The 21,546-nt window shown below is 74.0% G+C and carries 23 protein-coding genes and 1 pseudogene; 15 read left to right on the forward strand and 9 right to left on the reverse strand.

The window, feature by feature from the left end:
* Nucleotides 1-23 precede the first annotated feature (23 nt).
* Entirely contained in the window at nt 24-1,274 is a 1,251-nt protein-coding gene (locus AC069K_RS24105; protein ID WP_478619652.1) for a polysaccharide deacetylase family protein, read from the forward strand.
* A 50-nt stretch (nt 1,275-1,324) separates the two neighbouring features.
* A complete protein-coding gene (locus AC069K_RS24110; protein WP_478619655.1) occupies nt 1,325-1,525 on the forward strand; it encodes a hypothetical protein in 201 nt (66 codons plus the stop codon).
* 22 nt (nt 1,526-1,547) lie between these two features.
* Here the strand turns inward: AC069K_RS24110 and AC069K_RS24115 are convergent, their stop codons facing one another.
* From AC069K_RS24115 to AC069K_RS24125, 3 genes are read right to left on the reverse strand one after another with little or no spacing between them, the layout of a single operon-like run.
* The gene (locus AC069K_RS24115) at nt 1,548-2,207 is read right to left on the reverse strand and encodes a phosphatase PAP2 family protein (RefSeq protein ID WP_478619658.1); all 660 of its coding nucleotides are present in this window, start codon (nt 2,205-2,207) and stop codon (nt 1,548-1,550) included.
* Nucleotides 2,204-2,440, reverse strand: coding sequence for a hypothetical protein (locus tag AC069K_RS24120; protein ID WP_478619661.1), 237 nt, complete (start codon nt 2,438-2,440; stop codon nt 2,204-2,206). The genes AC069K_RS24115 and AC069K_RS24120 overlap by 4 nt, the downstream gene beginning before the upstream one ends.
* The gene (locus tag AC069K_RS24125; RefSeq protein WP_365113008.1) at nt 2,440-3,105 is read right to left on the reverse strand and encodes a DedA family protein; all 666 of its coding nucleotides are present in this window, start codon (nt 3,103-3,105) and stop codon (nt 2,440-2,442) included. The genes AC069K_RS24120 and AC069K_RS24125 overlap by 1 nt, the downstream gene beginning before the upstream one ends.
* Nucleotides 3,106-3,220: 115 nt before the next feature.
* On the opposite strand from AC069K_RS24125, the gene AC069K_RS24130 reads away from it, so the two are divergent.
* The 3 genes from AC069K_RS24130 to panD all read left to right on the forward strand — a co-directional run bounded on the left by AC069K_RS24130 (nt 3,221) and on the right by panD (nt 5,013).
* The gene (locus AC069K_RS24130; RefSeq protein WP_478619665.1) at nt 3,221-3,712 is read left to right on the forward strand and encodes a BlaI/MecI/CopY family transcriptional regulator; all 492 of its coding nucleotides are present in this window, start codon (nt 3,221-3,223) and stop codon (nt 3,710-3,712) included.
* 141 nt (nt 3,713-3,853) lie between these two features.
* Nucleotides 3,854-4,417, forward strand: coding sequence for a DoxX family membrane protein (locus AC069K_RS24135; protein WP_478619668.1), 564 nt, complete (start codon nt 3,854-3,856; stop codon nt 4,415-4,417).
* Nucleotides 4,418-4,587: 170 nt separating this feature from the next.
* Nucleotides 4,588-5,013 (forward strand): aspartate 1-decarboxylase, encoded by a 426-nt coding sequence (gene panD, locus AC069K_RS24140; RefSeq protein WP_365113016.1) that lies wholly within the window; start codon nt 4,588-4,590, stop codon nt 5,011-5,013.
* A 78-nt stretch (nt 5,014-5,091) separates the two neighbouring features.
* Here panD and gndA read toward each other — a convergent pair whose 3' ends face one another.
* Nucleotides 5,092-6,534 carry an NADP-dependent phosphogluconate dehydrogenase gene (gndA, locus tag AC069K_RS24145; RefSeq protein WP_478619672.1) on the reverse strand — a complete coding sequence of 481 codons (1,443 nt, stop codon included), beginning with the start codon at nt 6,532-6,534 and terminating at the stop codon, nt 5,092-5,094.
* 165 nt (nt 6,535-6,699) lie between these two features.
* Between gndA and AC069K_RS24150 the strand changes: the two genes are divergently transcribed.
* Complete coding sequence (locus AC069K_RS24150) at nt 6,700-7,941, forward strand: transglycosylase family protein (RefSeq protein ID WP_478619675.1); 1,242 nt, start codon at nt 6,700-6,702, stop codon at nt 7,939-7,941.
* 2 nt (nt 7,942-7,943) lie between these two features.
* Here the strand turns inward: AC069K_RS24150 and AC069K_RS24155 are convergent.
* Nucleotides 7,944-8,843 (reverse strand): annotated as a pseudogene (locus tag AC069K_RS24155) (DMT family transporter); the annotation flags it as partial.
* 272 nt (nt 8,844-9,115) lie between these two features.
* Between AC069K_RS24155 and AC069K_RS24160 the strand changes: the two are divergent.
* The 6 genes from AC069K_RS24160 (at nt 9,116) to AC069K_RS24185 (ending at nt 16,572) form a co-directional block, all read left to right on the forward strand.
* Nucleotides 9,116-9,808 carry a (2Fe-2S)-binding protein gene (locus AC069K_RS24160; protein ID WP_478619678.1) on the forward strand — a complete coding sequence of 231 codons (693 nt, stop codon included), beginning with the start codon at nt 9,116-9,118 and terminating at the stop codon, nt 9,806-9,808.
* 112 nt (nt 9,809-9,920) lie between these two features.
* On the forward strand, nt 9,921-11,456 hold the full coding sequence (locus AC069K_RS24165; RefSeq protein ID WP_365113028.1) for an SDR family NAD(P)-dependent oxidoreductase: 1,536 nt from the start codon (nt 9,921-9,923) through the stop codon (nt 11,454-11,456).
* A gap of 468 nt (nt 11,457-11,924) precedes the next feature.
* Nucleotides 11,925-12,095: a hypothetical protein gene (locus AC069K_RS24170; protein WP_358830815.1), complete on the forward strand. Its 171-nt coding sequence runs from the start codon at nt 11,925-11,927 to the stop codon at nt 12,093-12,095.
* Nucleotides 12,096-12,311: 216 nt separating this feature from the next.
* Nucleotides 12,312-13,538 (forward strand): DUF6777 domain-containing protein, encoded by a 1,227-nt coding sequence (locus AC069K_RS24175; RefSeq protein ID WP_365113031.1) that lies wholly within the window; start codon nt 12,312-12,314, stop codon nt 13,536-13,538.
* Nucleotides 13,539-13,574: 36 nt separating this feature from the next.
* A complete protein-coding gene (locus AC069K_RS24180) occupies nt 13,575-15,626 on the forward strand; it encodes a SpoIIE family protein phosphatase (protein ID WP_478619683.1) in 2,052 nt (683 codons plus the stop codon).
* An 85-nt stretch (nt 15,627-15,711) separates the two neighbouring features.
* The gene (locus tag AC069K_RS24185) at nt 15,712-16,572 is read left to right on the forward strand and encodes an Fpg/Nei family DNA glycosylase (protein WP_478619686.1); all 861 of its coding nucleotides are present in this window, start codon (nt 15,712-15,714) and stop codon (nt 16,570-16,572) included.
* A 52-nt stretch (nt 16,573-16,624) separates the two neighbouring features.
* On the opposite strand, the gene AC069K_RS24190 is transcribed toward AC069K_RS24185, so the two are convergent.
* A complete protein-coding gene (locus AC069K_RS24190) occupies nt 16,625-17,272 on the reverse strand; it encodes a zf-HC2 domain-containing protein (protein ID WP_365113040.1) in 648 nt (215 codons plus the stop codon).
* 86 nt (nt 17,273-17,358) lie between these two features.
* Here AC069K_RS24190 and AC069K_RS24195 point away from each other — a divergent pair, with 86 nt between their 5' ends.
* Nucleotides 17,359-18,126 carry a LytR/AlgR family response regulator transcription factor gene (locus AC069K_RS24195; protein ID WP_478619689.1) on the forward strand — a complete coding sequence of 256 codons (768 nt, stop codon included), beginning with the start codon at nt 17,359-17,361 and terminating at the stop codon, nt 18,124-18,126.
* Nucleotides 18,127-18,152: 26 nt separating this feature from the next.
* Here the strand turns inward: AC069K_RS24195 and AC069K_RS24200 are convergent, their stop codons facing one another.
* Entirely contained in the window at nt 18,153-18,644 is a 492-nt protein-coding gene (locus AC069K_RS24200; RefSeq protein ID WP_365113045.1) for a hypothetical protein, read from the reverse strand.
* Between the two features lie 120 nt (nt 18,645-18,764).
* Between AC069K_RS24200 and AC069K_RS24205 the strand changes: the two genes are divergently transcribed.
* The gene (locus tag AC069K_RS24205) at nt 18,765-18,953 is read left to right on the forward strand and encodes a zf-HC2 domain-containing protein (RefSeq protein ID WP_365113047.1); all 189 of its coding nucleotides are present in this window, start codon (nt 18,765-18,767) and stop codon (nt 18,951-18,953) included.
* On the opposite strand, the gene AC069K_RS24210 is transcribed toward AC069K_RS24205, so the two are convergent.
* Nucleotides 18,872-19,501 (reverse strand): sigma-70 family RNA polymerase sigma factor, encoded by a 630-nt coding sequence (locus AC069K_RS24210; protein ID WP_365113050.1) that lies wholly within the window; start codon nt 19,499-19,501, stop codon nt 18,872-18,874. The two genes, AC069K_RS24205 and AC069K_RS24210, sit on opposite strands and share 82 nt — an antisense overlap.
* A gap of 216 nt (nt 19,502-19,717) precedes the next feature.
* Here AC069K_RS24210 and AC069K_RS24215 point away from each other — a divergent pair, with 216 nt between their 5' ends.
* Nucleotides 19,718-20,929: a CapA family protein gene (locus AC069K_RS24215; protein ID WP_478619695.1), complete on the forward strand. Its 1,212-nt coding sequence runs from the start codon at nt 19,718-19,720 to the stop codon at nt 20,927-20,929.
* 161 nt (nt 20,930-21,090) lie between these two features.
* Here AC069K_RS24215 and AC069K_RS24220 read toward each other — a convergent pair whose 3' ends face one another.
* Nucleotides 21,091-21,540, reverse strand: coding sequence for a universal stress protein (locus AC069K_RS24220; RefSeq protein ID WP_358837567.1), 450 nt, complete (start codon nt 21,538-21,540; stop codon nt 21,091-21,093).
* Between the last annotated feature and the right edge of the window lie 6 nt (nt 21,541-21,546).

The following is a 21,546-nucleotide window of genomic DNA, read 5'->3' on the forward strand; positions in this document are numbered from 1 at the left end:
CGGGACGGCTGACGGGAGAGGCGATGCGGGAGATCACCCGAAGGGGAGTCCTGGGGGCCGGACTTGGCGCGGTCGCGGCGGTCTCGGCCGCCGGGTGCGGGGTCGGCGGGGAGCGGGGAGCCGCCGGGGGAGCGCAGCCGCCGGGGAACGGGCCGGCCCGTCCGGCCGCGCCCAACGCCCCGGTGAAACCGCACTTCAGGATGGTGGGTGACGGCTCGACCGCCGACACCGGGCCGCAACCGAACCAGCCCGCCGAGCCCCAGCCGCTCGAACCGGGCCAGACACCTCCGCAATTCGTGGTCTTCTCCTGGGACGGCGCCGGGGAAGTCGGCAACGGGCTCTTCCCGCGCTTTCTGGAACTCGCCCGCGACCACGGCGCATCGATGACGTTCTTCCTCTCCGGGCTCTATCTCCTGCCGGAATCCGCCAAATCGCGTTACCGGCCGCCCAACAATCCCGTCGGAGCCTCGGATATCGGTTATCTGAACGACGCACATGTGCGCGAGACGCTTCGTTGTGTACGGGAGGCGTGGTGGGACGGGCATGAGATCGGGACGCATTTCAACGGTCACTTCTGCGCCGGCTCCGGATCGGTGGCCCACTGGTCGCCCGGCCAGTGGCGCAGCGAGATCGAGCAGGCGGTGTCCTTCGTCACCGAGTGGCGGACCAACACCGGCTGGCACGGCCTCGAACCGCTGCCCTTCGACTACCGCAAGGAGCTGGTCGGCGGACGCACCCCGTGTCTGCTCGGCCAGGACAACCTGCTGCCCACCGCCCGGCGGCTCGGCTGGCGCTACGACGCCTCCTCGCCCGGCGGGCGCCAGGTGTGGCCCCGCAGGCGCCAGGGGATCTGGGACCTGCCGCTCCAGGGCGTGCCCTTCCCGGGGCACTCCTTCGAGGTGCTGTCCATGGACTACAACATCCTCGCCAACCAGTCCGCGAACACCACCCGGGGCGTGCCCTCGCGCTATCCGGCCTGGCGGCAGCAGGCGACCCGCGCCTATCTCGCCGGTTTCCAGCGCGCGTACGAGACGAACCGCGCGCCCTTCTTCATCGGCAACCACTTCGAGCAGTGGAACGGCGGCATCTACATGGACGCCGTCGAGGAGGCACTGAAGGGGATGGCCGACAAGAAGGACGTACGGCTCGTGTCCTTCCGCCAGCTCGTGGACTGGCTCGACGCCCAGGACCCCCGGGTCCTGGACCGGCTGCGGGCGCTCGACGTCGGCCAGGCCCCGGCGGGCGGCTGGAACGCCTACTTCAGGACCGCCTGAAAGACCCCCTCCCGAACAGCATGGACGACCTGAACGAAAGGGCCCCTGTCGTGCACGAGATGAGAGCCGAGCGGGACCCCGACGGGAACGGAACGGCGGAGGAGGCCGCCCTGCTCTGGCACGTCATGAGCGCCGACGAGCCGAGGACGATGTGCGGGCGCGCGCTCGCCCGCCCGGAGGCCGCGGTCCCGCCGGACCCGGACCTCTCCGACGCCGACCGCTACTGCGCCGCCTGCATGGCGGCCTGCTGAACTCCCGCCTCCCCCCGGCCGCTCAGGGGCGGCCCGCCGGCTCCTCCTGCCGTATCTCCGCCGGGATGTGCGGCGCCGTCACCCAGGCGCCGAGCGTCAGCCACACCACCGCGAAGAGCCAGCCCCCGATCACATCGGTCAGCCAGTGCACGCCCAGGTAGATGCGGGAGAGGCCGACCGCCGCGCCCCAGAGCAGGATCAGCGCGGCGGTGAGCCGGGCCGAGGACGAGCGGGACCGCCTCGTCACGCCCCACGCCAGCAGCCCGGCGGTCAGCGCCGCGGTGGCGGTGTGACCGGAGGGGAAGGAGTGGCCCGAGGCATACGTGCCCCAGTCGGCCAGGGTGGGGCGGGGGCGGGCGACGGCGGCCATCACCGCGAACCGCACGGCCTGGCCGAGGGCGAGGACCGCGAGGGCTCCCGCCGCCGCGCACAGGCGCTGCCGGGGGTCCCGTCCGGCCAGCAGCCCGGCGCCGACGGCCAGCAGATACGGGAGCGGCCCGGAGCCGGTGGCGGTCAGCACGCGGGCCAACGCGCGCGCCACCGGCGGGCGGTGGTGCACCGCCCAGACGTGCGCGGCCCGGTCGCCGGGCAGCGGTGCCCCGTCCCGTACGGCGACGACCACCGTGAGGAGGACGAACAGCAGCAGGCACACGCCCGCCGCGACGTGCCGGGCCCTGGTCATCGGGCCGCCCCCAGCGGGCACGGCCGGGTCCCGCCGAGCGGGTCCACCAGGGGCGCGGCCCGGCGCGCGAGCAGCATGAGGACCGGGGCGGCCACGGCGCCGACGACCGGGCGGGCCGGCACGTGGTGCGGACAGCGGATGCCGACCGAGCCCCGGACCGCGGTGCCGACCGGGCCCGGCGCGTCGCGCGCGAGCTCGGTGGTTCGGATGTACCGGCCGTTGTCGACGTGCATCAGCGGGTGTCCTCTGCGGTGCGGGCGCGGCGGGCGCGCAGGATCTCCAGGGCGATCGGCAGCAGCGAGACGGCGACGACCAGCGCCACCAGCGGCAACAGATAGCGGTCGATATGGGGAATGGACGAACCCAGCGCATACCCACCGAGAACGAGTCCGCACGTCCACACCGCGCCCCCGAGGACCTGCCAGAGCGCGAAGACGCCGGCCGGGACCCCGAGCACGCCCGCGAGGGGGTTGAGCACGGTCCGGACGATCGGCACGAAACGGGCCAGGACGACCGCCTTCGCGTGGCCGTACCTGGCGAGCAGCTCCTCGGCGCGGGCCGCGCCCTCGTGGAGCTTGCGGGACCGGGCGCGGGCGAGGAGCGCCCGGCCGCCGCGGCGCCCGATCCAGTACCCCACCTGCGCTCCGGCCAGCGCGCCCGTCACGGAGGCGAGCAGGACCTGCGGCAGGGAGAGCGAGACCGGCCCGTCGCCGCCCGGCACGCACAGCAGCCCGGCGGTGAACAGCAGCGAGTCGCCCGGCAGGAAGAAGCCGACGAGCAGACCGGTCTCGGCGAACAGCACGACGGCGACGCCGATCGCGCCGAAGGCCGAGAGCAGCGAGCCCGCGTCCAGCACGTTCACCGCCTGGGGGGTGGTGGCGAACAGGGGTACGGCCATGGCGGGTGCCCTCCCATAATGGCTTCCGGGCCGCGAGCAGCACACGGCCCGACTGACTACAGTGCTGTAGACGGTCTACAGAACTGTAGACGAAAGATCGAGGAGGATCGTTCCCATGGGCGTCGTTGACGGGTCCGGCCCCTTCGCCGGCCGCGCGGGCGGCGACGCGCGGCGGCCCGCCGGGGAGCTGGAGGCGGGCGTGCTCGCGGCGCTGTGGGCCGCCGACGGCCCCCTGACGCCCGGCGAGGTGCAGGGCGCCCTCGGTGGCGGCCTGGCCCGTACCACCGTGACCACGATCCTCACCCGGCTCTACGAGAAGGGCGCCGTCACCCGCGACCGCCTCGGCCGGGGCTTCGCCTACACCCCCACCGAGGACTCACCGGGTCTGACCGCCCGCCGGATGCACACCGAACTCGCCAAGGAGGAGGACCGTTCCACGGTCCTCGCCCGCTTCGTCTCGCAACTCAGCGACGAGGACGAACGCCTGCTGCGGACCCTGCTGGAAGGGGAGGCGGGCGCGCTGGGCGGGGCGATACCCGGCGACCGGACCGTCCCCGGCCCGGAATCGGGACCGCCCGGGGCGAGGACCGACCTGCCCCGCGACTGAGGACCCCGGCGGTCCGGCGGCGGCGATTCCGACCCGTACGGCCCAGCAACACCGGGGCCCCGGGGCCCGCGCCACGGAGAGTGGAGTGGGTACGCCCACAGGGGCGTGCCGCGCCACGAACGGCCACCGCGGGAGGCAGTCATGACATGCATCAACCGACGGGACCTGGGACTGCTGGTCCTGCGGGTGGGCACCGGTGCCGTGCTCGCGGCGCACGGCAGCCAGAAGCTCCTGGGCTGGTTCGGCGGCGGCGGGATCGAGGGGACGGCCGCGGCGATGGAGCACATGGGCTTCCGGCCCGGCAGGCAGAGCGCGGTGGCCGCGGGCCTCGGCGAGGCGGGCGGCGGCGCGCTGCTGGCCCTCGGGCTCGCCACCCCGGCGGCCGGGGCGGCGGCGGCAGGGGCGATGGCGGGCGCGGTCTCGGTGCACGCGCCGGCCGGCTTCTTCGCGACGGTGGGCGGCTTCGAATACCCGGCGTTCCTCGGCTTCACGGCCGCCGCGATCGGCGTGGCCGGCGCCGGACGCTACTCCCTCGACCACGCCACCGGCCATGTCCTGGACCGCCCGTGGACGGTCGCCCTGGCGTTCCTCGCCAGCGCGGCGGCGGCAGCGGTGGTCGTGGGACGACGGGCGCAGGGCCAGGCCGGGGGCGAGGACCCGGGGGCGGAGACGGACGCCTCCCCGGAGGCGGGGGAGCCGGCGTAACGCTCCGGGGCCGCGGGGGGCCGGGCCGGGGGAGGCGACCGGGACGGCACTCGAAGAGGGAGGGGGAGGGGCAGGTCACAGAGCCACGGGGCGGACCGGGGCCTTACTCTGTCAGGCGACGGCGCGTACCCCGACCGGGGCGCGACCCTTTGTCCGGCAGGAGTGACGCTGTGCTGCGCACCATGTTCAAGTCCAAGATCCACCGAGCCACCGTGACCCAGGCCGACCTCCACTACGTGGGGTCGGTGACGGTCGACGCCGAGCTGATGGAGGCCGCCGACCTGCTGCCCGGCGAGCTCGTCCACATCGTCGACATCGACAACGGCGCCCGCCTGGAGACCTACGTCATCGAGGGCGAGCGCGGCTCCGGGGTCATCGGGATCAACGGCGCCGCCGCCCACCTCGTCCACCCAGGCGACCTGGTCATCCTCATCAGCTACGCCCAGGTCGACGACGCCGAGGCGCGCGCCCTGCGCCCGCGCGTGGTCCACGTCGACGCGGACAACCGGATCGTCGAGCTCGGGGACGACGCCTCCGCCCCGGTCCCCGGCACCGACCAGCGCCGCAGCCCGCACGCCCTCGTCCCCTCGGTGTGAGGCGGGAGTGAGGCAGGAGTGAGGCAGGAGTGAGACGGGCGCGGTCCGGGGGAGGCACGCCCCGGACCGCGCCCCCGCTCACCCCGCCTCGACCTCCGTGCGCTCCCCGCCCCACAGCGTGTGGAACGAGCCCTCGCGGTCCACCCGGCGGTAGGTGTGCGCCCCGAAGAAGTCCCGCTGGCCCTGGGTGAGCGCCGCCGGGAGGCGCTCGGCGCGCAGCGCGTCGTAGTACGCGAGCGCCGCCGAGAAGCCCGGTACCGGTACGCCCTGGCGGGTCGCCGCCACGATCACCGCGCGCCAGTCCTCCTGGGCCGCCCCGATCTCCTCGCCGAACCGCTTGTCCGAGAGCAGGCTCACCAGGTCCGGCTCGGCGTCGTACGCGGCGCGGATGCGGTCCAGGAACGCCGCCCGGATGATGCAGCCGGCGCGCCAGATCGCGGCCACCGAGCCGAGGTCGACGTCCCACCCGTACTGCTCGCTGCCCGCCCTGACCTGGTGGAAGCCCTGGGTGTACGACACGATCTTCGAGGCGTACAGCGCCTGCTCCACCTGGGCCGCGAACGCCTCGGCCGCCTTCTCGTCCAGCGGCTCGGGCACGGGCCCGGCGAGCGCGCCGGAGGCCTCGCGCAGGTCCGCGTGGCCGGAGAGGGAGCGCGCGAACACCGCCTCGGCGATCCCGGACACCGGCACCCCGAGGTCCAGGGCGATCTGCACCGTCCACCGCCCCGTGCCCTTCTGCTCGGCCCGGTCCTGGACGACGTCGACGAACGGCTTCCCGGTCGCCGCGTCCTCGTGGGCCAGCACCTCCGCCGTGATCTCGATCAGATACGAGTCGAGGCGGCCCGTGTTCCAGCCCCGGAACGTCTCGGCGATCTTGGCGGGGGAGTACCCGGCGACCGTGCGCAGCAGGTGGTAGGCCTCGGCGATCAGCTGCATGTCGGCGTACTCGATGCCGTTGTGCACCATCTTCACGAAGTGGCCCGCCCCGTCCGGGCCGACGTGCGTCACGCACGGGGTGCTGTCCGGCGCCTTCGCGGCGATCTTCTCCAGGAGCGGGCCGAGCGACTCGTACGACTCGGCGGAGCCGCCCGGCATGATGCTCGGACCGTGCAGCGCGCCCTCCTCACCGCCCGAGACCCCGGCGCCCACGAAGTGGATCCCGCGCTCGCGCAGCTCGCGCTCGCGCCGGCGCGTGTCCTCGAAGTGCGCGTTGCCGCCGTCGATGATGACGTCGCCCTCGTCGAGCAGCGGGGCGAACTCCTCGATCACCGCGTCCGTCGGCTCGCCCGCCTTGACCATGACGACCAGCCGGCGCGGCCGTTCGAGCGCTGCCACGAACTCCTCCGGCGACTCGGCGGGGACGAATCGTCCCTCCTCGCCGAACTCCTCCACCAGCGCCCGGGTCTTGGCCGCCGTCCGGTTGTGCACCGCCACCGTGAGGCCGTTGCGAGCGAAGTTGCGGGCGAGGTTGCGCCCCATGACGGCGAGTCCGGTCACGCCGATCTGGGCTGTTCCACTCATGGCTGTGCTCCTCGGATCATCGGGTGCGCTGCTCGGTCAACCCTACGGAAGACTCCGAGCCGCGCGACTCGGCTCGCGTTCCCCTCGAAGGGTGGGTACGCACCCTTGTCACGGTCCGTTCAGAGCCCCTACTTTGGCGGCTCCCGATGCGTTCGAGGGGGACCCATGTCCGTACGCGGGCGGCACCGCCGCTACCAGCCGAGCCGTATCAACCGGGCTTCGCTGACGGTGACGGCCGGCGGGGCGGGCATGGCCCTGCCCCTGATCGGCGCGGGCGCGGCCCACGCCGCCTCCCTGGACGTCTGGGACAAGGTCGCGGCCTGCGAGTCCACCCACAACTGGAAGATCAACACCGGCAACGGCTACTACGGCGGGCTCCAGTTCAGCCAGTCGACCTGGGTGGCCTACGGCGGCCGGGCATACGCCCCGCGCGCCGACCTGGCCTCCCGGAGCGAGCAGATCGCCGTCGCGGAGAAGGTGCTGGACGCCCAGGGACCGGGCGCCTGGCCGGTGTGCTCGGGCGAGGCGGGTCTGACCCGTGCCACCGCGCACCACACCCCGACGCACGCGGCGCCCACCACCCACACCCACACCGCGCACACCACCCACACCGCGCATCCCGCTCCCGCCGCGCAGGAGCACCACGCGCGCGTGGCGAAGAAGCCCGCGCCCCAGGCGGGCCCGACCAAGGTCCCCGGCAAGCGCGAGGGGTACGTGGGATACACCGTCGTCTCCGGCGACTCCCTCTCCCGGATCGCCCACACCGAGCACGTCAGGGGCGGCTGGCACGCGCTCTACACCGAGAACCGGGAGGTCGTGGGCGCCGACCCCGACCTGATCCTGCCGGGGCAGCGCCTGTCCCTGCCGGACAGGGCGGCGCCGCCGAAGACCCACCCCGCGCCGAGGCCCGCGCCCCAGCAGAAGCGGCCCGCCAAGCCGCAGCCGAAGAAGCCGGCCGCCCCGCACAAGCAGCCGGCCCCCAAGCAGGTCGTCCACAGGAGCGGCGCCCTTTCCGCGCCGGTGGACGCCGGGCCCAGCACCCCGTACCACAAGGCCGGTTCGTCCTGGGCGAGCGGCTACCACACGGGTGTCGACTTCCCCGTCTCCACCGGGACCTCGGTGCACGCCGTGGCCACCGGGAAGGTCGTGGAGGCGGGCTGGGGCGGCTCGTACGGCTACCAGGTGGTGATCCGGCACGCGGATGGCCGCTACAGCCAGTACGGCCATCTCTCGGCCGTGAGCGTACGGTCCGGGCAGCAGGTCAACAGCGGCCAGCGCATCGGCCGTTCGGGCTCCACCGGCAACGCCACCGGGCCGCATCTGCACTTCGAGATCCGCACCGGGCCCTCGTACGGCTCGGACATCGACCCGCTGGCCTACCTCAGGGCGGGCGGCGTCAGCCTCTGACCGGACGTGGTGCTCTCGGCGCTCTGGCCGGGCGCCGGGATCCCCGGCAGGGTCGCGGGGGCGGGCCGTGAGCGCCGGGAGGCGGCGCTCAGCCGCTCGGTGGTGAGCAGGACCAGTCCGCCCGCCGCTACGACACCGCTGGCGAGGGCGAAGACCAGTCCGGCCGTCCCGTAGCGGAACTCCTCGCCGAACAGGGTGAGGCCGACGGTCGCCGCGACCACCGGGTTGACGACCGTGACAGTCGCCAGGGGCGCCGCGAGTCCGGCGCCCCGGTAGGAGGCCTGGGAGAGCAGCAGGCCCGCGGCGGCGAGCACCGCTATCGCCAGCAGGCTGGGCACCTCGGTGAGCTGGAGGCCCTCGTCCCAGTCCTCGGCCACCAGCTTGGTGAAGACCGACGCCATCCCGAAGGAGACACCCGCGGCGGCGGCGAGCAGCCCACTGCGCACCACCGGCCCGTGCACCGCGCGCGAGGCGAGGAAGAGCACCGCCATCCCGCCGAAGGTGGCCGCCGCCAGCAGCAGCCGCTGGCCGGCGCCGACCGAGTCGGCGTCCGCGTCGGTGGTGAGGGCGAGCAGCCCGGCGAGACCGGCCGTGGCCATGAGCGCGCCGCGCCAGGCCGCCGCACCCGCCTTGCGCCGGACGAACACGGCGGCCATCGGCAGCGCGAAGACGATGGTCAGCGCGCCCAGCGGCTGGACGAGGGTGAGCGGGCCGCACGCGAGTGCCACGACGTGCAGCAGGGCGCCGAGTCCGTTGAGTGCCACGGAGCCCCACCAGGCGCCCTGGCGGAGGTACGTGCTGTCGGGGGAGGCCGCGGCCACGCGCTCCTGGACGATCGCCGCGGCCGCGTACGCGATGGCGGAGACCAGGGAGAGCAGCACGGACAGGGCAAGGGCACTCATGCATCCACGATCCCTCGCCGATCGCCTCCCGTCGTCGTCCTTGAGACCGCATTGACACGTACTGCCATAGGAGTAGGTCCCTACTCCAGAAGTCGTCCATACATCGGGCATTTGGTACAAGTGCTGGTCGGAAGGGGTGAGATGGGGCTGTTTCGGCCATGTATGGGATGGGGGATGTCCATTAGTAGTCGAAGATGCGTTCGATCGAAAATCTGTAAGAATCACGGGTCCGTGGCCGCCCGCGCCACGGTTCGTACGGAGGGGGACGAAGGGTGGATCTGGCGGCGGTCGCCTCGGTCGGCGGGTTCTTCGCGCTGCGCACCGGACCGGCGCGGGACCCGCACCGCCCGCTGGCGCGGCTCTACGCGGGCGAGGGCGGCCCGCTGGCGGCCCGGATCAACACCGTCACGGCCGCCCTGCGCGCCCCCGACCGGCGTACCGGCGCCTCCATCGCCCACCTGGGGCTCGTCGCCCGGCTCTGGTCGATCGCCCTCGGCGCCGCCGTGCTCCACGGGGAGGTGCCCGACCTCGACCCGGCGGCCCTGGCCTGGGACGGCGGTCGGAGCGCCCCCGAGGACCTGCTGCTCGACCGGGTACGGCCACTGCCCGGCACCGCCGAGCGGATCCGCGAGAGCGTCCAGTACGGGCACCTGGTCCCGCTCGCCGAGGCCGTCCGGCGCGACACACCCGTCTCCTCGGGCCTGCTGTGGGGGAACGCGGGCTCCGCGCTCGCCGGAGCCGTCCGCGAGCTGCACCGCTGGGCGCTGCGCGCGGACCGTCCGGACGCGGCCCGCCGTGCGCTGGAGCTCGGCGGCGACCTCCTCGCCCACCCCGACCTGGCGGGCACCGGGACACTGCTCCCGGGCCCGGCCTTCCGGCGCCGCAGCTGCTGCCTCTACTACCGCTGCCCGGACGCGGGCCTCTGCGGCGACTGCGTCTTCGACCGGCCTCCGGCCCGCCCCTAGGGCGCCCACGGGCCCGCGGTTTGGTGTGCGGCGCCCTCGCTCCGTACGATTGCGCTTTTGGGAACTTCCACACGCGGGCGAGACCGCACATGACCGAGGAACGGCGACGGCGATGACGGTGACAGAGGACATCCAGGACCAGGGGTACGGTCCCGGCATCGGCCAGGAGCCCGGCGAACCCGACGTGGAGTACGGCCCCGGCATCGACCCGGAGCGCCTCGCCGTCTGCCTCGGCGTGCTGGAGGAGCTCGACACCATCGAGGTCGACCACCCGGACGCGATCGCCGTGCGCCGCGCCACCGCGGCGATCTACCGGACCGTCAAGCAGCGCCGCCGCCAGGAGCGCCGGGCCGCCAAGACCGCCCACGACCGGGCCGTCACGCACGCCACCGCGACCGGCTCCGCCGAGCGCATCGACGACGAGACCGAGGGCATCCTGCCGTCGTCCGCGACCCCCACCGGCCAGATCGCCGGGATACTCCAGCGCCCGCGCTCCTGCTACATCTGCAAGACGCGGTACGTCGAGGTCGACTACTTCTACCACCAGCTCTGCCAGAAGTGCGCCGCCGAGAACCGGATGCGCCGGGAGGCCCGCACCGACCTCACCGGCAAGCGCGCGCTGCTCACCGGCGGCCGGGCGAAGATCGGCATGTACATCGCGCTGCGGCTGCTGCGCGACGGCGCTCACACGACCATCACCACCCGCTTCCCCAAGGACGCCATCCGCCGCTTCAAGGCGATGGAGGACTCGGCGGAATGGATGCACCGGCTGGAGGTCGTCGGCATCGACCTGCGCGACCCGGCGCAGGCCGTCGCGCTCGCCGAGCAGACCGCCGAGCGGGGCCCGCTGGACATCCTGATCAACAACGCCACCCAGACCGTGCGCCGGCTGCCCTCCGCCTACGCCGCCCTGGTGGACGGCGAGGGCGCCCCGCTGCCCGCCGGTGAGCTTCCCGCGCACCACGTCATCGGCGCCTTCAACTCCGGAGCGGTCGGTGAGCTCGGCGGAACGACCGCGCTGCCGCTCGGCGCCTCCGGCCTCGACGCCCAGCGGGTCGCGGACCTCGCCCTGGTCGCGGGCAACGCCAGCATCGCCCGGCACCACGACGGCACCGCCATCGACGCGGGCGGCCTGCTGCCGGACGTCGTCGACACCAACACCTGGGTGCAGTCCATCGACCAGATCTCCCCGGTCGAACTGCTGGAGACCCAGCTGTGCAACTACACCGCGCCGTTCATCCTGATCAGCATGTTGCGCCCGGCGATGGCCGACGCGGCCCGCAAGGCGCCGAAGGGCCGGGCCTACGTGGTGAACGTCTCCGCGATGGAGGGCGTGTTCAGCCGCGGCTACAAGGGCGCCGGACACCCGAACACCAACGCCGCCAAGGCCGCCATGAACATGGTCACCCGGACCAGTGGCCAGGAGATGTTCGAGACCGACAAGATCCTCATGACCTCGGTCGACACCGGCTGGATCACCGACGAGCGCCCGCACCACGACAAGCTGCGCCTCGCCGAGGAGGGCTTCCACGCCCCGCTCGACCTGGTGGACGGCGCCGCGCGCGTCTACGACCCGATCGTGCGCGGTGAGGCGGGCGAGGACCTGCACAGCGTCTTCCTCAAGGACTACGCGCCCGGGAACTGGTAGCCAGTACCCCCCCCGAACGCGCCCGGTGGCCGGACTCCTCCCTGGAGCCCGGCCACCGGTGCGTCCGGGCGCCACGCCGGGCGGACAACCACTGCGGACCGGCCGTCCTCACCCGGACGGAGCACAGGGCGCGGCCCCGCGTGGCGGCCGTTGCCGGGCGGCGGATCATGGCTGGAACAGGGCCCGTGCCGAACGCACGGTGAAGGAAAGATGACGCAAAGGAAATGGCCCCATCGAGCAGGGGCCCGCTCATTTGGTTACTCTGACTCCGACGGAAGCCATCAAAGGATCGACCAGTCCTCGATGCCCGTTCCGGAACCGGCCCGCACACTGGGTCCGGCTTCCGACAGAGTGCCGGCGCCACCGCGTCAGAACTGCCCCTGACCCCTGCCCCCTCGGGCGGTCGGCGACCGGGAGAGACCGGAGCCGCCAGTACGCCCAGGGTTACGCGACACAGAGGAGTGCGCGGTGACACCAGAGACGACGACACGCGAACAGCGGACGCCGGAACGCAACGACCGGCCCGGCCGGCCCGAGAAGCTCCGCAACCTCGAGGTCTGGGCCCGTTCGGCCCCGATCCGGCTGGCCGGTTACGAGGACGACCTGGCCGAGCCGCACATCCTGCCGGGCGTCGACTGAGCGGCCCCGGCGCCGTCGGGGCCTCTCCGCCCCGGCCCCGAGAACGTGTGCCCCCTGTTCCGGCAGGGGGCATTCGTGCGTCCGGAGCCGCCGTGCGTCCGGCGCCGCCGACGACACGCCGCAATCCCTCCCGTACGGCGGCCGTCCGCTTGCGGGACCGGCGGCCCTCCGGCAGACAATGAGGGACAACTCGGGGCGAATAGGTGGGAGATCTACGTGCGCTCGACCCCGCGCCGGTTCACCCTGGCGGCAGTCGTCATGTCCATCGGAGTGTTCGTCGCGGCCTGTGGCGGCGACGGCGGGGGCAGCGGCGCCTCCGACGAGAAGGAGCTGTTCCTCCAGCCCGTCGCGGCGTCCGGCCCGGACCCCTTCACGGAGTCCACGGCCAAGGCCGCCCAGCCGCTCACGCCCTCCCAGCCGCCCCCGAGCGCCCCCGGCAGCCCCACGGCGACGGTGCAGACCGTCCGGTCCGTCCCGGGCTCCACGCCCGGCCTCTACGGCGGCACCCAGTCGGTGGCCAGTTGCGACGTGGAGCAGCAGATCCGCTTCCTCGCCGCCGACCGGGCGAAGGCGCGCGCCTTCTCGGAGACCGCCGGGATCAACCCGGACGACCTCCCGTCGTTCCTGCGCGGGCTCACCCCCGTGGTGCTGCGGGCCGACACCCGCGTCACCAACCACGGCTTCAAGGACGGCCACGCCACCGCCTTCCAGTCGGTGCTCCAGGCCGGCACCGCCGTCATGGTCGACGACCACGGCTCGCCACGGGTGCGCTGCGCCTGCGGCAACCCGCTCAAGCCGCCCGTCGCCACCCAGGGCGCCGCCTCCCGGGGCGAGTCCTGGCCCGGCTACCAGCCGCAGCGGACCGTCGTCATCAACCGCACCACCACGGTGATCAACAGCCTGATCATCGTGAACGTCGTCAACAACACCTGGATCGAACGGCCCACCGGCGACCAGGGCATGCGCGACCGCGAGCGGCCCGATATCCAGATCGACCCGACGGCGCCGGTGGTCACCGACTCGCCGAGCACCTCGGTGAGCCCGGACCAGTCCGGCCCCGCCGTCGCGCCGAGCCGGTCCACGCCGTCCACCGGCAGCAGCTCGCCGAGCGTGAACTGCCCCAGCCCCGCCCCGACCGTCACCGTGACGCGGCCGCCCGCCTCGGCGCCGCCGGGAGCCGCGCTGCCGAGCGTGCCCACCACCCCGGGCTGCCCGACGGCCACCGTCACCGTCAGCCCCAGGCTCACCTCGAAGCCCCCCACGGCCCCCATCGCCCCCACGGCTCCCAGCGAGCAGATCGTGCCGACGCCCTCCACCGAGCTGCCCACGCTGCCCTCGGAGCCGCCGCCGGTCTTCCCGCCGCAGCCCTCCGGCGGCGGTGAGATGCCCTCGGGCATGTCCGACTTCGACACCGAGCCGCCGCTGGACGCCAGACTCTCCTGACGGACGCCCCCGATCGGACCGAGGATCGGAGTGACCATGGACGAGTGGCCCGCACCCACCGGTCTCGGCCTCGCCCTCAACCGCATGGGCACCTTCGACTGGGACCTCACCAGCGGGCAGATGCACATGGACTCATCGGCGCTCGCGGTCTTCGACATGGAGCCCGAGGAGTACGACGGCCGGCCCGAGACGCTGGGCAGCCGGGTGACCCCGGCCGAGGCCGCCCGGCTCGACGCCATGGTCTCGCAGGCGCTGAAGAACGGCAGCGTCCACTACGGCGCCTACTTCCGCGTCCGGCTGCGCGACGGCACCGCGCGCTGGACGCACACCCAGGGCTATGTGCGCAGGGACGCCACCGGCCGCCCCCGGCGCATCATCGGCGTGGTCCGGGACGCCACCCAGGAGCTCACCGAGTACGCCGACCGCCCCGCCGCCGACGACGAGGACCACCGCCGCCGTACCAGCGTGGTGGACAGCACCACGGCGGCCCTGGCCCACGCCCGTACCGTGCAGGACGTCATCGACGTGCTCAAGGGCTCGCGCGGACTCGAACACCTGGGCGCCACCAGCCTGGTGATGGGGCTCCTGGAGGCGGGGCGCATCCATCTGGTGGCCGAGGGGCCCGAGGGCAGCTTCGTGCCGGGCACCCGCTGGACCCGGGTCGACGAGCAGTACCCGATGAGCGAGGTCGTGCGCACCCTCGCCCCCCGGTTCATCCAGACCCCGGAGGACTTCGCCGCCTCCTACCCGCGCCTGTGGCCGCACATCAGCGGCCTCGGCATCACGGCGGCCGCCTATCTGCCGCTGATCGCCCAGGCCCGTCCCATCGGCGCGCTCGGCCTGCTCTACAGCGACAAGACCGGCTTCACCGCCGACGAGCGCAACCTCCTGGTGGCACTGGGCAGCTCCCTCGCGCAGAGCCTCCAGCGGGCGGTGCTGTACGAACAGGAGCACGACCTCGCCGAGGGGCTCCAGCAGGCCATGCTGCCGCGCCGCATCCCCGAGGTGCCCGGCGCCCAGATCGCGGTGCGCTACCGCTCGGCCCGCCTCGGCCGGGACATCGGCGGCGACTGGTACGACGTCATCCCGCTCCCCGGCGGCCGGGTCGGCGCGGTCATCGGCGACGTCCAGGGCCATGACACGCACGCCGCCGCCGTCATGGGCCAGCTGCGGATCGTGCTGCGCGCGTACGCGGCCGAGGGGCACACCCCGGCGACCGTGATGGCCCGCGCCTCGGTGTTCCTGCACGAGCTGGACACCGACCGCTTCGCCACCTGCACCTACGCCGAGGCCGACCTGTCGACCGGGGTCGTCCAGCTCGTCCGGGCCGGGCACGTCGACCCGCTGCTGCGGTACGGCGACGGCAGCTGCCGCCGGCTGCCCGTCGAGGGCGGCCTCCCGCTGGGCCTGTCGGCGGAGTTCGGGCGCCTGGAGTACCCGGTCGCCACCGTCGAGCTGGACCCCGGCCAGACCCTGCTGCTCTACACCGACGGCCTGGTCGAGCAGCCCGGCGCCGACCTCGACGACGGGATGCAGCTGCTCGCCGCGCTGGTGCGGTCGGGCCCCGGCGACCTCCAGGAGCTCGCGGACCGGCTGTGCGACGTGATCGACGACCGGGCGGGCGACGACGACGTGGCGCTCCTGCTGCTGCGCCGGCGCGCCCTGGAGGCCCCGCGGAGCGGCGGCCGGCTCCAGCAGCACGTGGCGCAGAACGACCCGGAGGCGCTGAGCTCCTCGCGCCACATGATCCGGGCGGCGGTACGGGCCTGGGGCGCCCGGGAGCGGGCCGACGAGATCGAGCTGGCCGCCGACGAGCTGATCACCAACGCGCTGATGCACACCGACGGCGGCGCGATCGTGACCGTACGGGTCCTGGCCGGGCCCGAACGGCGGCTGCGGGTGGAGGTCGAGGACCGCTCCAGCGCCCTGCCGCGCCGCCGGGAGGCGGGCGACTCCGGGGTGTCGGGGCGCGGACTGATGCTGGTGGACCGGCTCGCCGACGTCTGGGGCGTGGAGTCGAGGGGCAGCGGCAAGTGCGTGTGGTGCGAGTTCGCCGTCCCGGAGCGGGGCGCCCCGCCCGGCGGGTGAACCCGCCGGGCGCCCCGGGCGCGAACCGGCCGGGCGCGAACCGGCCGGGGGCGCCGGGTGCGCGGAGCTGGTTAATCTGTGAGGTATGCCGGAATTGCCCGAAGTGGAAGCCCTCCGTGACTTCCTCACCACCCACCTCGTCGGACACCGCGTCGAGCGCGTGCAGCCCGTCGCGATCAGCGTCCTCAAGACGTACGACCCGCCCCTGAACGCCCTCGACGGGCGGGCGGTCACCGGGGTCGGGCGGTACGGCAAGTTCCTCGACATCGACGCCGACGGCCTCCACCTGGTGACCCATCTGGCCCGGGCCGGCTGGCTGCGCTGGCACGACGTCCTGCCCGACGCCCCGCCGCGCCCCGGCAAGGGTCCGCTGGCGCTGCGGGTCGCGCTGGAGGGCGGGGCCGGGTTCGACCTGACCGAGGCGGGCACCCGCAAGAGCCTCGCCGCCTATCTGGTCCACGACCCCCAGGAGGTGCCGGGCATCGCCCGGCTCGGGCCCGACCCGCTCGCGGCGGACTTCGGCCGCGACCGGTTCGCCGGGCTGCTCGCGGGGGAGCGCCGGCAGCTCAAGGGCGCCCTGCGCGACCAGTCGCTGATCGCCGGGATCGGCAACGCCTACAGCGACGAGATCCTCCACGTGGCGCGGATGTCGCCGTTCAAGGCGGTGGACCGGCTGACCGAGGAGGAGGTCACCGCGCTGTACGAGGCCGTCCGCACCACCCTCACCGACGCGGTGGAACGCTCGCGCGGACTCGCGGCGGGCCGTCTGAAGGCGGAGAAGAAGAGCGGGATGCGGGTGCACGGCCGGACCGGCGAACCCTGCCCGGTCTGCGGCGACACCGTCCGCGAGGTCTCCTTCGCGGACTCCTCGCTCCAGTACTGTGCCACCTGCCAGACCGGCGGGAAGATCCTCGCCGACCGGCGTCTGTCCAAGTTCCTCAAGTAGGCGTTCCTCAAGTAGGCGCCGCCGCGGGCCGGTGAGCCGCGCGGGCCCGCCCTCACCCCGACCGGGACAGCGTCGCGAGCGGGGACCCGTCCTGGGCGCGCACCTCGAAGCGGGAGATGTCGGCGGGCGCCAGGGCCGCGGCCCCCCGCATCGTCACCGGCGCCCCGTCCCGTACCGCCCAGGTCGCCACCGTGTCCTCCTCGCCGCCGCGCCCGACCGCGACCAGCGTGCACACGGCCGAACCGCTCACGCCGTCCACGTCGAGCCCCACGTCGGTACCGAACCCGGCGGGCGCCGCCGCCAGGGTCGCCGTCACCCCGGGCGCCGACGCGGTCGCCGTCCAGTGCGGAACGGCCGGGTCCGCCAGCAGGGTCAGCGCGGCGAAGGGCGCGCCCACCACCAGCGCCGCCGCGGCGGCCAGCAGCCCCAGGCGCACTCTGCGCCGCGCCCGCAGCCGCCCGCCCACCGCGTCCAGCGCCGCGTGCAGCAGCGCGGGCGAGGGCACGGCGACCGGATCCACGCCCGGCGGCGTCCAGCGGGCGTAGGCGGCGAGCAGCGCCTCCACGCTCCCGAGCTCCTCCAGCAGGCGGGCGCAGTGCGCGCACCCCGCCAGGTGCTCCTCGAAGCGGAAGGTGTCGGCGGCGCCGAGCACCCCTAGCGCGTACGCTCCGACGTCCCGGTGCGGTTCCAGCGGCCTCATGCCGTCTGGTACGCAGACGGCGGCCCAATCACTCACGCCCCACGCGACGGGACAGCGAGGAGTTGTCGCACCTACAATCCGAGCGCATGCTGCGCGTACTGGCGGTCGACGACGAAGCCCCCGCCCTCGAAGAGCTCCTGTACCTCCTGCGCTCCGATCCGCGGGTGCGCAGCGCCGAGGGTGCCACCGGGGCCACCGACGCGCTGCGCCTGATCGGCGGCGCGCTCGACGCCGGGCCCGACGACGAGCAGGGCCTGGACGTCGTCTTCCTCGACATCCACATGGCGGGGCTCACCGGACTCGACGTCGCCCGGCTGCTCGCCGGGTTCGCCCGGCCGCCGCTGATCGTCTTCGTCACCGCGCACGAGGGCTTCGCCGTCCAGGCGTTCGACCTGAAGGCGGTCGACTACGTGCTCAAGCCCGTCCGCAGGGAACGGCTGGCCGAGGCGGTGCGCCGGGTGGCCGAGATGGTCGGTGACCGTGGCCCGGCGCTCGCGGAGGTCCAGACGGGCGCGGGCGCCCCGGCCCCCATCCCCGTGGAACTCGGCGGCGTCACCCGCTTCCTGGCCGTCGCCGACATCAGCTACGCCGAGGCGCAGGGCGACTACGCCCGGCTGCACACCGACTCCGGCAGCCATCTCGTACGCGTGCCGCTCTCCACGCTGGAGGAGCGCTGGCGCGTGCACGGGTTCGTCCGCATCCACCGCAGCCACCTCGTGGCGCTCGCCCGGATCGACGAACTGCGCCTGGACGCGGGCAGCATGAGCGTCCGCGTCGGCGGGGCCGAGCTCCCCGTCAGCCGCCGCCACGCGCGTACCCTCCGCGACCAGTTGCTGCGCCGCGGCGGGCGCTGACGATCCGCCGTTGCCCCGGGGGCGCGTCAGAACAGGTGGATCGCCAGATGCCCCAGGGGCAGGCCGAGTTCCCACGCCGGGGTCCACACCCGCGGCTCGTCCTCCGCCTCGGCGCGCGGGTCGACGCCGCCCGGCACCACCGCGTCCAGGTCCGCCGCCAGCAGCTCGGTCTCCTCGAGCCACCGCCAGGCGTCCCGCGCCAGCGCCAGGTCCGGGCCGGACCCGGTCGCCTCCCGCTCCCGCAGCCGCTCGCGGACCCAGCCGTGCCACGGCCGGCCGGCCGCGGTCAGCGCACTCCACTCGTCGAGCCGCGCCACCACCCGGGCGCCGCCGACCGCGCCGTCCGACAGGAAGATCGTCAACGCCAAGGCGTTGCGTCCGGCCCTGAATTCGAGCGTCGTCGGCGGCATGAGATCGCCGGTGCGCAGTAATTCGTCGGCGATGTACTCCGCGTACATCCATGCCATCGGCACCAGCAGCTCTCCACCACTGGTCCCGTTCGTACCCTCCGGACGCATTCCGTCTCGCCTCTTTCATCGACTGTCCAGGCGCTCCAGGGAGCTCCAGGGAGCATTGAACCGGGGGCGCGCGCCCGCCGTGGCCAGAAGGGCAGGATCCGTCGTCCCCACGAGGTGCCCATGCATGTGCGGCAGCTGCTCGGCGCGTACGTCCTCGGCGCCCTCGCGCGGGACGAGGACCGCCGCGTCGCCGGTCATCTGCGCGTATGCCCGGACTGCCGCGCGGCCTACCTGGAGGTCGCGGAGACACCGTCGATGCTGGCCCTGCTCTTCGAGGAGGACCTGGCGGACGGACCGCCGGACGCGTAGCCCGGCAGGACCCGCGCCAGGGCCCGCAGAGCATAGTACGAACGGGACTTGACGGTCCCGCACGGCACCCCCAGGACCGCGGCCGCCTCCGCCACGCTCAGCCCCCGGAAGTAGATCTGCGTCAGCACCGCGCGGTGCTCGGGGCTCAGGGTGCGCACCGCGTCCCGTACGTCCAGCGCCGCGGCCGACCGCTCGGCGTGGTCGTCCTCCGCCTCCACGCGCGCGTCCAGCACCGCGTCGTGCACCTCGGCGGGCCGCGCCCGCCGGCTTCTGCGCGCGTCGATCGCCAGCCGCCGCCCCACGGTGAACAGCCACGGGCGCATCGAGGCGTACGGGCCCTCGAACGCCTCCGGGTGCTGCCAGGCCCTCACCAGCGTCTCCTGGAGCAGGTCCTCGGCGCGCTGGCGGTCGCCGTAGGTGAGGCCCAGCAGGAAGTGCATCAGGGCGGGGCCGTGCTCGCGCTGGAGCGCCGCGAGATCGGGCTCGCGGGTGTAGCGCCGCGGGGGCGCCGTGCTCCGTGGGGCAGCGTCCGAGAATCCCGTGCTCACCGTGGTGCTCCCTTCCCGAGAAGTCCGCAGGCCGCAGCCCGTATCCGAGCGCAGTCGGGCGCGGAGGGACACCCGCCGGACCACCGCGTGCGACGAACGGTCGAACGAAGCGGCGAGTGGTGCGGTGAACGGTTGGGGAAACGGGAGGGATGTGCATGATATGGATATCTGATAATCAATCAGGCAATTCCGACCCGACCTCTGGAGTCCGGTGCCATGACCAGCAGAACGAGCCGGCGGATGGCGCTCCTCGCGGCCCTCGTCGCCGCCGCGACCGCCGGGTGCGCGGCGGAGCACCCGGCCCCCGCGCGCCTGCCCCACCACCAGGACTCCGAGCGCCCCGGCACGCCCTCGCCCGCGGGCGGCGCGGCGACGGCGGCCCCGCGCCCCTTCACGCTGGTCGCCACCGGGGACGTACTGCCGCACGCCTCGATCATCCGGCGCGCCGCGGCCGACGCGAACGGCGACGGCTACGACTTCCGGCCGATGCTGGCCGGCGTCAAGCCGGTGATCTCCCGGGCGGACCTGGCGATCTGCCACATGGAGACGGTGTACGGGCCGGACGGCGGACCCTTCGCCGGCTACCCCGCGTTCACCTCGCCGCCGCAGGTGGCCGCCGCGCTCAAGGACACCGGGTACGACTCCTGCTCGACCGCCTCCAACCACAGCCTCGACGACGGGGCCGACGGCATCGCCCGCACCCTGCGGGCCTTCGACAAGGCGGGACTCCAGCACACCGGTTCCGGCCGCACCGCCGCCGAGTCCGCGAGCCCCGCGCTCCTGGAGGCGGGCGGCGCCAAGGTCGCCCAACTGGCGTACACCTACGACACCAACGGCTACCCGATGCCCGAGGGCCAGCCCTGGGCCGTCCACCTCATCGACGAGCAGAAGATCGTCGCGGACGCCCGCGCGGCCCGCAGGGCCGGGGCCGACGTGGTCGTCGTCAGCCTCCACTGGGGCACCGAGTGGCAGACCGAGCCCGACGAGCGGCAACTGCGCCTCGGCAAGGCCCTCACCGCCTCACGCACCGCCGGCCGCCCCGACATCGACCTGATCCTGGGCACGCACGCGCACATCCCGCAGGCGTACGAGAAGGTCAACGGCACCTGGATCGTCTACGGCGAGGGCGACCAGATCGCGGGGGAGATGTTCAACGACTCCGGCGCGCGCGATCCGCGCGGCAACATGAGCTCCATCGCCCGCTTCACGTTCGCGCCGCCCGCGCGGGCGGGCGCGCGCTGGGAGGTCACCAGGGCGGAGTTCATCCCGCAGTGGATCGACGTGGACAGCGGCCGGGTCGTCGACCTCCCCCGGGCCCTGGGCGCCGCGCCCGACCGCGAGGACTACCGCACGGCCCAGGCGCAGATCCGCGAGGCGGTACTCGGCCGCGGGGCGGCACGGGACGGCTTGACGATGGCGGCCCGATAGGAACCCGCGCCCCCGGACCCCGGAGCCCCCGACCCCCCCAGGGGCGCGGGGAACTGCGCGAGCAACCCACCACCGGCGCGCGGACGAAAACGGGCCTACCACCCACGGACCCGCACACAAAGGCGGCCCCCACTCACCCGCACACCAAGCCCGGGCCAGAACTACGGCACCACCGTCACCGGCCAGCGGCCCGCCTTCACCAGGCGGACCGCCACCGAGCCCACGAACCGGTGGCCCGCCGACTCCGAGGCGCCCACCACCACCGCGTCCGCCTTCAGCTCCTCGGCGGCCGTCACCAGACCGCCGTACGCGTCGCCGCGCAGGGTGTGGAACTCCCAGCGCACGGTCCACAGGTCCTTCACCCGTTCCGCCGCCGCGCGGATCTCCTGGGCGAGGCCCTCGGCGATCTCCCCGGTGGTGTCGGCGACCGGCGCCCCCATGGCGGCGCCCGCGGGCACCAGGGGCTGCACGTAGACCACGGCGAGGAGCGCGTTCTGCCGCCGCGCCAGGCCGCTGGCGTACGCCGCCGCGCGCAGCGAGGAGTCGGAGCCGTCCACGCCGACGACGATGACCTTGGGTCCGTCCGTACCGCGTTCGAAGGGTGCTGTCACACCATC

The sequence above is a fragment of the Streptomyces sp. NPDC043908 genome, from assembly GCF_056435525.1.